The sequence below is a fragment of the Arthrobacter sp. SPT-J7 genome, assembly GCF_059089965.1.
This window is the reverse complement of sequence record NZ_JBNHFF010000097.1, coordinates 1-11464: the sequence shown is the minus strand read 5'-3', so window position 1 is coordinate 11464 and position 11464 is coordinate 1. Positions and strand designations below refer to the sequence as shown.

Below are 11464 nucleotides of genomic sequence, written 5' to 3'. Positions count from 1 at the left end.
GACCAGCCGCCCGCCGTCGTCCAGGTAGTCGGCGATGAGCTGGCTGGTGACGCCGGGAATCGGATCCTCACGGGCGGGGTAGATATCCAGTACCCAGGCAGTGTCGGCAAGGTTGAGTGCCTCTGCGAACTCCCGGGCGAATTCCCTGGTCCGTGAGAACAGGTGCGGCTGGAACAGGACATGCACCTTGTGGCTGCCTGCTACTGAGCGGGCCGCCGCCAGGGCTGCCCGGACTTCAGTGGGATGGTGGGCGTAGTCGTCGAAGACACGCACGCCCCGTGCCTGGCCCTTCAGCTCGAAGCGGCGTGAAGCCCCCGAGAAGTGCGCCAGGGCACCGGCAGCCGCTGCGGGCTCGACGCCCAGTTCAAGGGCAACGGCAAAGGCTGCCGCGGCGTTGAGGGCGTTGTGCCGGCCGGGCACCTGAAGGTCGAGCTTGAAGCGCCCGGTCGGCGTGGACACCGCAACGTCTCCGGGTCCGCCGTCGTGCAGCACCAGCTCCGCCTCGGCACCTGTGCCGTAGAGGATCACGCGGGTACTGCCGCGTGCCCGTGTTCGCTCAGCGAGGGCCAGAGCGCCGGCATCGTCGGCGCAAGCGATCAGCACGCCGTCGGCCGGCAGCAGGGCGGTGAAGCGGTCGAAGGATTCGTAGACTGCCTCCGCCGTGCCGTAATAGTCCAGGTGGTCCGGCTCCACGTTCGTCACCACGGCGATCTTGGGCCGGTAATTGAGGAAGGACCCGTCCGATTCGTCCGCCTCGGCCACAAAAATGCCCGACGTTCCGGAAGCGGCATTAACGCCAAGGGCCGGAACATTGGCGCCGATGGCAAAGGAGGGGTCCAGGCCGGCACCCTGCAACAGGACAGTGACCATGGAGGTAGTAGTGGACTTGCCGTGTGTCCCGGCCACCGTCACCACCGCGTCCTCCCCCATGGTCGCGGCCAGGGCTTCGGAGCGGTGCAGCACGGGCACGCCTGATTCCCTTGCTGCCATTACCTCCGGATTGTCCGCCCGGATGGCCGAACCGGCCACTACGGTCTGCGCGTCTGCCACGTTGGCTGCGTCGTATCCAACCGCGATGCGTGCACCGGCAGCGGCAAGGTCAGCCATGACGGGAAGGTCCTTGGCGTCGGACCCGCTGACCGGAACGCCGCGGGCCACCATGATCCGGGCGACTGCGGACATGCCAACGCCGCCCACGCCGATGAAGTGGACTTTGCCCAGGGATGCAAGGCCGGGAATGCTGACGGGATTCATGCGGATACCGCTTCCAGGACAAGGCCAGCCATGCGCTGGTCGGCGTTTCGGATGCCAAGCCGGTAGGAATTGGCTGCCATGGTGGCGAGGCGGGACTGGTCAGTGACGAGGGAAATGAGTTCGCTGCCCACCCAGTCGGGTGTGAAGTCGCGGTCGGCCACAAGCACGGCTCCACCGGCGGCCACGAGTCCTGCTGCGTTGAGCGCCTGTTCCCCGTTGCCGATAGGCAGGGGCACCAGGACGGCCGGCACGCCGACGGCAGCAATTTCGGACACCGTCGCGGCACCGGAGCGTGCCAGCAGTACGTCAGCCGCAGCGTAAGCCAGCTCCATGCCGTCGATGTATTCCACCTGCTGGTAGCCCTCGGCGGCCAGCGGTCTGCCGCCGTCGTCCAGGACGGACTTACCCCGGCCGGTGATATGCAGGGTCTGGATTCCGGCCTCGGCCAGCTGCCCGAGGGCGGCGGCGATGGTCCTGTTGATGCTCTGCGCACCGGACGAACCGCCCGTGACGATCAAGGTGGGCTTGGCAGCATCCAGTCCCAGTGCCTCCCGGGCTGCGGTACGGGCAGCTGTCCGGTCGAGGTGCGAAATTTCAGTGCGCATGGGCATGCCCACGTGCAGGGCACCCTTCAGCGGCGTGGTGTCGAAGGCCACCGCCACACGCTTCGTGAACAGGGCGCCCACCCTGTTCGCCAGTCCGGGACGGATGTTGGCCTCATGGATCACGATCGGAATACCGCGTTTTCGTGCGGCGAGGTACATGGGGGTGCACACGTAACCGCCAACGCCGACCAGGACGTCTGCACCGGCCTTGTCCAGGATGGCGCCTGCCTGCCGCACGGCGCCGCCGAGGCGCCCAGGGAGGCGAAGCAGATCCACTGAGGGCTTTCGCGGGAAGGGCACGCGGTCGATCGTTGCCAGCTCAACTCCGGCGGCGGGAACCAGGCGGGTTTCCATTCCTGCCGGTGTTCCCACCGCGAGAATGGCGGCGCCGGGAGCTGCCGTGCGGACGGCAGCTGCGATGGCGAGGAGCGGACTGATGTGGCCGGCGGTTCCGCCGCCCGCCAGGACAATGGAGGGATTCTGGGACGTCATGTGGGGCTTAGGCACGCTTTCTTGCAGTCTTCTTCTTGGGCGTGGTGGTGTGGGCCGGCTTCGCCTTGAATTTCAGCATCCGCTTGGGCCGCATCGCCGGGGCCATCTGCTCGCGGGCCAGCGAAAGCACTACGCCGATGGCGCAGAGGGACATCAGCAGGGCGGACCCGCCATAGGAAATGAAAGGCAACGGCACGCCGATGACGGGCATCAGCCCGGTCACCACTGACATGTTCACGGTTGCCTGGCCGAGCAGCCACACCATGATCGTGCCCGCGAGCACGCGGTGGAAAAGGCCTTCCTGCGCCACCACTACCCGGTAGATGGCTGCACCGAGAATGGCAAAAAGGATAAGGACGACGACGGTGCCCACCAGACCGAGTTCCTCGCCGATGATGGCGAAGATGAAGTCGTTGTGGGCTTCGGGGATCCAGCTGTATTTCTGCCGGCTTTGCCCCAGGCCCACGCCGAACCAGCCGCCGGAGGCCAGGCCGTAGAGGCCGTTGGTGGCCTGGTAGTTGGCATCGGTGCCGTTGGCGCAGGACTCACCTGTCCACCAGGACGTGATGCGGCACATCCGGTTCGAACTGGTCACGGCCATCACGCCGGCCAAAGCGATGCCAAGCAGTCCCGCAATGCCAAAGAAGTACAGCGGAACTCCGGCGAAGAAGAGGGCTGCTGCGGCAATCATCATGATAATCATGGCGGTACCGAGGTCGTTGCCCACGAGGACCAGCCCAATAATAATGGCCGCCACGGGAACGGCCGGGACGAACACGTGCATTGGCCTGCTGAGCAGCTTTCCCTTTATGGCCAGGACTGTAGCCATCCAGAGCGCAAGGGCAAGTTTTGATGCCTCCGACGGCTGGAAGGTGATGCCGCCGAGGTCAATCCAGTTCTTGTTGCCGTTGACCTCGTCGCCGATCACCTGGACCAGGGCAAGCAGGACCACCGCCGCGCCGATCGCCGGCCAGGCGAGCCGTTTGAGCCAGGTGACATTGATCCGGGACAGCACAAACATGGTGAAGATGCCGATGGCGGCAAACATGCCTTGCTTCAGGGCATCGCCGTAGGGCGATTTTCCGGCAGCGATGGATTCAACACTGGAGGCTGAGAGCACCATCATGATGCCGATGGCCGTCAGTGCCAGGGTGGAACCCAGGATGAGGTAGTACGTGGAGCCGTTCCGGGAGGTCCCGGTCCCTTCCAGGGCTGACCAGAACCTGCGGTAGATGGTCCGGAGACGGGCGGCCGCCGGTGACTGGCGCGCACCGGCTGTTACCGAGGAGCCGGGCCGTGGCTTGCCGGCCTGCTGGTCAATTGGCTGCTGTTTTGCTGGCTGCGGGCGCGTTGGCGTGCTGACCATTGTTACTCCTCGCCGGTCTGGGCCTGCCCTTCCACCAGCTCGCGGACAGCTTCGATGAAAGTGTCACCACGGTGAGCATAGGAAGAGAACTGATCCATGGAAGCAGCTGCCGGAGCCATCAGCACAGTGTCGCCGGGTTCGGCGAGCTGCGCTGCTGACGCCACAGCCCTGGCCATCGCCGTCTCACCGGGCACGGAAGTACCGGTTTGGACGGCACCAGCCGCTGCGGCAGTCTGCACCTCTTCAGTTTCACCCGTCTGCGGGAAGATCACGGGGACATCCGGCGCGTGTCGCTGGAGGGCCTCGGTGAGCGCCGAGGTGTCCCTTCCGATGAGGACCACGGCCTTGAGCCGCTGGACGTGCTCCCGGACCAGGTCGTCGTAGGTCACCCCTTTGGAAAGGCCCCCGGCGATCCAGATGACGTTGCTGAACGTAGCCAGCGAGGCGGCCGCTGCATGGGGGTTCGTGGCTTTGGAATCGTTGACCCACAGCACACCGTTCTGGCGGGCCACCGGCTGGATGCGATGGTCACCCGGGACGTAGTCCTGGATGCCCTGCCGCACGGCCTTTGGCTCGACCCCGTATGCACGGACCAGCCCTGCAGCGGCCAGGGCGTTGGCCACCATATGCCGAGGCGCAAAAGCTCCCAGGTCGGTCATTGACGCGAGCTCCGCGGCGCTGTCCTTGCGTTCGGCGATGAACGCCCGGTCAACGAGCAGTCCCTCCACCACGCCGAGCATGCTGATGGCCGGCGTGACGGTGGTGAAACCGACAGCGCGGCAGCCCTCCACTACATCGGCGTTCTCCACCATGCGCTCGGTTTCGATTTGCTCGGCGTTGTAGATGCAGGCTTTTTGCGTCTGCTCATAGACCTTCGCCTTGTCGGCAAGGTAGGAATCGTAGGAGCCGTGCCAGTCGACATGGTCCTCGGCAACGTTCAGGCAGACGCTGGCCACGGGCGAGAGTGACTCGGCCCAGTGGAGCTGGAAGCTGGAGAGTTCGACGGCGAAGACGTCGTACTCCACAGGATCTCGGATGGCGTCCAGGATGGGTGTGCCCACGTTTCCGACGGCGATGGCCTTCAGGCCGGCTGCCCGAAGCATGGATTCGGTGAGGCCGACTGTGGTGGTTTTTCCGTTCGTCCCCGTGATTGCTAGCCAGTCCGCCGTCTTGCGGCCTTCCCGGACGCGTACGCGCCAGGCGAGTTCGACGTCGCCCCACACAGGGATGTGCGCCCTTGCGGCGGCTGCCAGCAGGGCCTGGTCGGGGCGCCAACCTGGTGAGGTCACGATGAGTTCGGGAAGTTCGCCGTCGATCCGGGGGATGCGGGTTACTGCGTCCTCGCCGAGGAGAACATCGGCGGCACCGACGATCTTGAGGGTTTCTGCATGGGCCTTGGCCGTCGCGCTGGTGGCCGCGTCCACCACCACCACGCGGGCACCGAGTTCGATGAGGGTGTCGGCCGCCGCGAATCCGGAGACACCGATGCCGGTGACGGCGACCCGCAGCCCGGCCCAGTCGGAGTCCCAGCTGGTGAGGTTCTCGAGTCGGGAGGAAACGGTCACAGCAGCACAACCCATTCAGCGTAGAAAATGCCAAGACCCACGGCAACGAAGAGCCCGCCCAGGATCCAGAACCGGACCACCACTGTCACTTCGGCCCAGCCCTGCAGTTCGAAGTGGTGCTGCAGCGGTGCCATCTTGAACACGCGCTTGCCGCCGGTGGCCTTGAAGTAGCCCACCTGGATGATGACGGACAGGGTGATCAGGACGAACAGGCCACCGATGATGCCCAGCAGCAGTTCGGTCCGGGACAGGATGGCGAAACCGGCGATGGCGCCGCCGATGGCCAGCGAACCGGTATCACCCATAAAGATCTTGGCCGGGGAGGTGTTCCACCACAGGAAGCCCACCAGCGCGGCGCTCATGATGGCTGCCAGCAGCGCCAGGTCGAGGGGATCACGGACCGAATAGCAACCGCTGCCGGCCTCGCGGGGTGAGCCGCAGGCCTGGTTGCTCTGCCAGATTCCCATCAACGTATAGGCGCCGAAGACCATCACGGAGGCACCCGCTGCGAGCCCGTCGAGGCCATCAGTCAGGTTTACGCCATTGGTCGCTGCGGTCACAATCAGGTTGGACCAGACTACGAACAAGATGGCCCCGAGGACCGTTCCGCCGAAGGCAAGGTCCAGCCAGGGCAGGTCGCGGACCAGCGAAATCTTGGTGGAGGCCGGCGTGACGCCGGCGCCGTTGGGAAAGTTCAGGGCAAGCACAGCGAAGATGATGCCCACCGCTGCCTGCAGGATCAGTTTTGCCTTGGCATTGAGGCCAAGGCTGCGCTGCCTCGAGATCTTGATGAAGTCGTCCAGGAACCCCACCAGCCCCATCCCGACCATTAGGAACAGCAGGATGAGGGCCGAAGCGGAGGGGCCTGGCGAGTCCGGGTTCACCATCAGCATGATCAGGTGGGTAAGGCCGTAACTCAGCAGTACCGCCGCCACCACCACCGTCCCGCCCATGGTGGGTGTGCCGCGTTTGGTGTGGTGTGAGGTGGGGCCATCGTCCCGGATGAACTGGCCGTAGCCGCGGCGGACGAGCAGCCGGATAAAGAGCGGCGTCCCCACCAAGGCGAATAAAAGTGCCAGTCCGGCGCCGATCAAAAGTGCAATCACAGCAGAGTGCTCCTTTCATCGGCGGGTTGCGGGGTTTGTCGGGGTAATGCTATCCGATCGCCCAAATGGCGAAGTCCTACACTGTTCGAGGATTTGAACAGCACCAGGTCGCCTGGCTGGAGTTCGGAGTCGAGCAGTTCGTAGGCCTCTTCGAGTGTTTCCGCGAAAAGGCACTCATCCCCCCAGGAGCCCTCCTGCACAGCTGACACGTAGAGCGCCCGGGCTTCCCGGCCTACCACCAGCAGGCGGGAGATGTTGAGCCGGACCACCTGGGTGCCCACGGCAGCGTGTTCCCGGATGGAGTCCTCACCGAGTTCGAGCATTGCCCCCAGCACGGCCCAGGTCCGCCTGCCGCGGCCAAGGTCAGCCAGCGTCCGCAGGGCGGCGCGCATGGATTCGGGGTTGGCGTTGTAAGCGTCGTTGATGATGGTCACGCCGTCTGCCCGCTCGGTGCGCTCCATGCGCCATCGGCTGGCGGCAGTCTGCCTGCTCAGGGAGTTCGCGATGTCCTGTCCCCCCACACCGGCAGCCCAGGCAGCGGCTGCGGCTGCCAGGAGGTTGCCCACATGGTGGGCGCCGATGAGGCGGCTGCTGACGTGCAGGCCGGTTTCGCCGTCGGGCAGTTGAAGGTCGAACTCGGGATGGCCCCCGGCATTGGTGTCGGTGTTGAGTGCCTGTACGGCGGCGTCCCCGCGGCCTTCCGCGGAAAAGCCGAGTACCGACGCAGCGGTGCGTGTGCGCATGGCGGCCACCCGCTCGTCGTCGAGATTAACGACGGCGGTACCGGACGGGGCAAGGGCTTCGACAAGCTCCCCCTTGGCCAAAGCGATGTTGTCCACTCCTCCGAACTCCCCGGCGTGGGCGGTTCCCACGGCGAGAACCACGCCGATATCGGGTTTGACCATCTCCGCAAGGTATCGGATGTGCCCGATTCCGGTGGCGCCCATCTCGATGACGAGGTAGCGCGTTTCTGTTCCGGCGCGGAAGACGGTAAGCGGAACGCCGATCTCGCCGTTGTAGGACCCTTGTGGGGCCACGGTATTTCCTTGGGCAGCCAGGATTCCTGCGAGCAGGTCCTTGGTGGTGGTCTTTCCGGCCGAGCCGGTAATGCCCACTACTGTGAGTTCACTGCCTTCCCGGGCGCGCGCAGCACGAATCCTGCGCACAGCTTCTGCGGCCAGTGCCCCCATGGCAAGCACGGCATCCGGAACCAGCACCGAGGGATAAGGAGTCCCGTCCGGCGCGGACACCGGACGCTCCACCAAGGCAAGGGTGGCGCCCGCTGCGAAGGCGGCTGCCACGAAGTCGTGGCCGTCTGCGTGCTCACCCGGCTTTGCGACGTAGAGCGAACCAGCTGTGGATTCGCGTGAGTCCGTGACCACCGAAAGGGGCGTGATCCCGGGATCGGCGTCCAGGCGCCCGTTAGTGATTTCGGCGATCTCCGCCGCAGTAAATGCAATCATCTCGGTCTAGGACTCTATCCGGTCGTCTTGAAGAACGTTGAATCCCCTGGCTGTCAAGGCACTACGCAGCTCCACTCTGTCGTCGAGGGCAAGGTTGACGCCTTTGACCTCCTGCCACACTTCATGGCCCCGGCCGGCCACGAGGATGGTGTCCTCCGGCCGGGCGAGCCCGACGGCATGGCGGATCGCTTCGGCGCGGGGGAAGACCTCCAGGACTTCCGAGGCGAGGGACTCCTTTTCTATCGCTTTCCGGGCTCCGGCCAGGACTTCGGCGCGGATGGCAGCGGGGTCCTCATCGTGGGGGTCGTCATCGGTGATGATGACGGTGTCCGCGAGCCTGGCGGCGATGGCACCCATTGCGGGGCGTTTTCCCTGGTCACGTTGGCCCGTGGCACCGAACACGACGATGAGGTTGGGCCCCGGCTGCGGGGAACGTACTGCCTCCAAGGCCCTGGCCAGAGCATCGGTATTGTGGGCGAAATCCACGATGGCGGCGGGCTCTTGGGAGACCAGCTGCATGCGTCCGGGCACCGCAACGGTGAAGGGGTCGGACTCATCCAGGGCTGCCTGCAGCGTTCCGGCGTCCACGCCTGCGGTCAGGACCATGACTGCCGCCAGCGCCGCGTTGGCCACGTTAAAGCTGCCGGGAAGTCCGGTGTGCACTGTGAGCACAGCACCGTCGGGGCCGCTTAGTGTGAATTCCGTACCGAGCCCGCGCGCGGCAGTCTTCGTGACAGTCCAGTCGGCCACGGCTCCGGCGGAGGTGGCGAGGGTGGTGACCGGCACCTCTGTGCCGCGCGCAAGTCGGCGGCCCCACTCGTCGTCGACCATCACGACGGCAGCACGGGCACGGCCGGGCGTAAAAAGCTCCGCCTTTGTGCTGAAGTAGTCGTCCATGGTGAGGTGCAGGTCCAGATGGTCCTGGGTCAGGTTCGTGAAGCCCGCAACGTCAAACAGCACCCCGTCCACCCGCTGATAGGAAATGGCGTGGGACGAGACTTCCATGGCCGCAGCTGCCAGTCCCCTCTCCCGCATGAGGGCCAGCAACGCATGGACGTCCGTGGATTCGGGGGTGGTGAGAAGGCTGGGAATAGGGTCACCGCCGGCATGGATCTCAATGGTGCCGATCAACCCGGTTTTCCTGCCAAGCGCACGCAGCAGCGAGTTGATGAAGTAGGTGGTGGTGGTCTTTCCGTTAGTGCCCGTCACGCCAAACAACTGCGGCTGCCCGGCACCAGGCTGGTTGCGGTAGATCAAGGCGGACAGCGGCCCCACCACGTTGCGGGGTGAGTTTACGATGATCACCGGTACCGGAATGTCGGTGGACAGCGCCAGCAGCCTGGCGCCGGCGTCGTCGGTGAGAACGGCGACGGCTCCCGCTTCGATAGCCTGCGGAGCGAAGTCGGCGCCGTGGCGGGTGGCGCCCGGGAGGGCTACGTAAAGGTCCCCCGGCTCCACGGCGCGTGAGTTCAACGTGATTCCGGTGACGGCCACCTCCGCCGCCGGGCCGGGAACTGCGACGTCGATGGCATCGCAAATGCTAGCCAGCCGGACCGCTTCAACAGTTGACGGGCGGAAGCGGCCCTGGCCGGACGGTCCCTCCGGGACGGCGCGGCTATCGGACGGGTTGAGCTCAGACAAGGAATCTCCGATGGTGCTAGTGGATCGTGCCCGGCGTGGACGAACCGGTGGTGCTGCTGGTGCGGACTGCTACTCGGCGAACTGGGGCAGCCGGGCCGGTTCGCCTGTGGACGGCTGGACGTTGTAGGTCCGCAGAGCCTGGCTCATGACCGACCGGAAGACCGGCCCGTTGGTAATCCCGTAGATGCTGCCCTTGGGCCGCTGGAGTACCACCTCCACAATAAACCGCGGATCGTCCATCGGTGCCATGCCCACCATGGAGGCGGTGTAACCGCAGAACCCGGACTTGCCGTCATCGCACGGTGATTCGGAAGTGCCCGTCTTTGCGCCCACCCGGTAGCCGTCGATGGCCGCATCCTTGATTTGACCCTCGGTGACAGCGCTTTCCAGGATGTCCTGGACCTGCTGGGCTGTGTTCTCCGACACGATCTGCCGGGGCGGTGCGGCCGGCACCTTTTCCTCGGTTCCGTCCGGGGAAATGTACGCGTCGATGAGCCGGGGCTGCAGCATCACGCCATTGTTGGCAATGGACTGGAACGCGCGTACTGTCTGGAGCGTGGACTGGGACACGCCTTGGCCGAACAGCACGGTGTATTCCTGGCGCCCGTCCCACTGCTGCCAGGGCGTGAGGATGCCCGAGGCGGTGGCCGGCAGCCCTACGTCCGGAGCCTCGCCGATGCCAAACTTCTTCAGCCAGTCATACCGCTGCTCTTTACTGAGGCGCTGGCCGGCCATGACGGTGCCGGTGTTCATCGAATAACCCAGGATGCCTGCGAGGGTACGCTCCTCGGTGCCGTGGGCAAACGAGTCACTGAAGGTTTGTCCGTCCACAGTGTAGGTGGGCCCGAGGGTGAACGAATCGAGCGGCTTGGCCTTGCCCTCTTCGATAAGGGCAGCTGCCGTCATCACCTTTTCAACGGAACCGGGCTCGTATGCTGCCGTGACGGCGCGGACGCCGCGGTCCTTGGCCGCCACCCTGCCGGGGTCATTGGGATCCGGGGAATTGGTGTCGGCCATCGCCACCAGGTCGCCGGTCTTGGCGTCCATCACGATGATGACACCCCATTCGGCACCCAGCTTGTCCGACTGGCTCTGGATGGCCTGCTGCGCGAAGTACTGCAGGTCCGAGTTGAGCGTGAGCTTAACGTCCTTGCCGTCCTGTGGCGAAGTCAGCTCATCCACGCCCACCGGGATACGGAGGCCGTCAGCGCCTATCTCGAACAGGCGTTCGCCGTCCTCGCCCTTCAGCAGTCCGTCCTGGGTCTGTTCTATGCCTGCCTGGCCGGTAGTGCCGTCCTGCAGGAACCCGATGATTCCGCCCGCCACAGAACCATTGGGATAGACCCGCTTACTGACGCCTTCCGTGACAATGCCGGGTATCTGCAGCTTGGAGATCCGGTCCTCGATGTCCGGCTTCACATCCTTGGCCACGATGTAATAGGGCTGCTCGCCAGTGACCGCGTCCTGGATGGCGTCCTTCTCCATGCCCAGCGCAGCGGCGAGCTCGGTGAGCCCCTGGTCCCGGCTGACGTCCACTAGCTTCTCTTTGCCGTCCACCGTGTCCAGGCGCTTGAATGTCTCCGTCTTGGTGTTCACCCGCTGGTCCACCACCACGTTGTAGCGGATCACACTGTTGGCCAGCACCGTGCCGCGGGAGTCCAGGATGCTGCCCCTCTCGGCAGGCAGGACGGTCCGCTTCATCCGGCTGTTCAGCGCGGCCTCGGCCATTCCCCCGACGTCCAGTCCCTGGACCAGGAAGAGTTTCCCGCCCACCACCAGCAGGAGCGTCAGCATCATGCCAAGGCCCAGGCGGAGGCGCCTTTTGGCGTTGGGTACCTTGCCGCTTCTTGCCTTGCCGGTCCTCTGCGCCACCCTGATATTCCTTGCTGCTCGACCTTGTTGCCTGTCAGACCTGCCGTGCTACTGTCCGGGGACCTTCTGCTCGGGCGCGGGAACCGATCCGCCGTGGAGC

8 protein-coding genes are annotated in these 11464 nt (G+C 65.3%); all 8 read right to left on the bottom strand.

The window, feature by feature from the left end:
• Positions 1 to 1254 (bottom strand): UDP-N-acetylmuramate--L-alanine ligase (gene murC, locus AC5RWX_RS24875; RefSeq protein WP_494098958.1); only part of this gene is annotated, 1254 nt, incomplete at its 3' end.
• Positions 1251 to 2351, bottom strand: a complete 1101-nt coding sequence (gene murG / locus AC5RWX_RS24870; protein WP_494098957.1) for an undecaprenyldiphospho-muramoylpentapeptide beta-N-acetylglucosaminyltransferase — start codon at positions 2349 to 2351, stop codon at positions 1251 to 1253. The genes murC and murG, both read right to left, overlap by 4 nt.
• Before the next feature lie 7 nt (positions 2352 to 2358).
• Positions 2359 to 3717, bottom strand: a complete 1359-nt coding sequence (ftsW, locus tag AC5RWX_RS24865) for a putative lipid II flippase FtsW (protein ID WP_494098956.1) — start codon at positions 3715 to 3717, stop codon at positions 2359 to 2361.
• A gap of 2 nt (positions 3718 to 3719) precedes the next feature.
• Positions 3720 to 5297, bottom strand: a complete 1578-nt coding sequence (murD, locus tag AC5RWX_RS24860; protein WP_494098955.1) for a UDP-N-acetylmuramoyl-L-alanine--D-glutamate ligase — start codon at positions 5295 to 5297, stop codon at positions 3720 to 3722.
• Complete coding sequence (mraY, locus tag AC5RWX_RS24855; protein ID WP_494098954.1) at positions 5279 to 6388, bottom strand: phospho-N-acetylmuramoyl-pentapeptide-transferase; 1110 nt, start codon at positions 6386 to 6388, stop codon at positions 5279 to 5281. Before mraY ends, murD begins: the two co-directional genes overlap by 19 nt.
• Positions 6385 to 7851 (bottom strand): UDP-N-acetylmuramoyl-tripeptide--D-alanyl-D-alanine ligase, encoded by a 1467-nt coding sequence (locus AC5RWX_RS24850; protein WP_494098953.1) that lies wholly within the window; start codon positions 7849 to 7851, stop codon positions 6385 to 6387. The genes mraY and AC5RWX_RS24850 overlap by 4 nt, the downstream gene beginning before the upstream one ends.
• Positions 7852 to 7857: 6 nt before the next feature.
• A complete protein-coding gene (locus AC5RWX_RS24845; RefSeq protein ID WP_494098952.1) occupies positions 7858 to 9492 on the bottom strand; it encodes a UDP-N-acetylmuramoyl-L-alanyl-D-glutamate--2,6-diaminopimelate ligase in 1635 nt (544 codons plus the stop codon).
• Between the two features lie 69 nt (positions 9493 to 9561).
• Positions 9562 to 11364 (bottom strand): peptidoglycan D,D-transpeptidase FtsI family protein, encoded by a 1803-nt coding sequence (locus AC5RWX_RS24840; RefSeq protein WP_494098951.1) that lies wholly within the window; start codon positions 11362 to 11364, stop codon positions 9562 to 9564.
• Positions 11365 to 11464 lie beyond the last annotated feature (100 nt).

What these genes read in the sequence shown, in the direction of transcription:
- murG (WP_494098957.1), bottom strand. Translation starts at nt 2,351, where the DNA reads ATGACGTCCCAGAATCCCTCCATTGTCCTGGCGGGCGGCGGAACCGCC.
- ftsW (WP_494098956.1), bottom strand. Translation starts at nt 3,717, where the DNA reads ATGGTCAGCACGCCAACGCGCCCGCAGCCAGCAAAACAGCAGCCAATT.
- murD (WP_494098955.1), bottom strand. Translation starts at nt 5,297, where the DNA reads ATGGGTTGTGCTGCTGTGACCGTTTCCTCCCGACTCGAGAACCTCACC.
- AC5RWX_RS24850 (WP_494098953.1), bottom strand. Translation starts at nt 7,851, where the DNA reads ATGATTGCATTTACTGCGGCGGAGATCGCCGAAATCACTAACGGGCGC.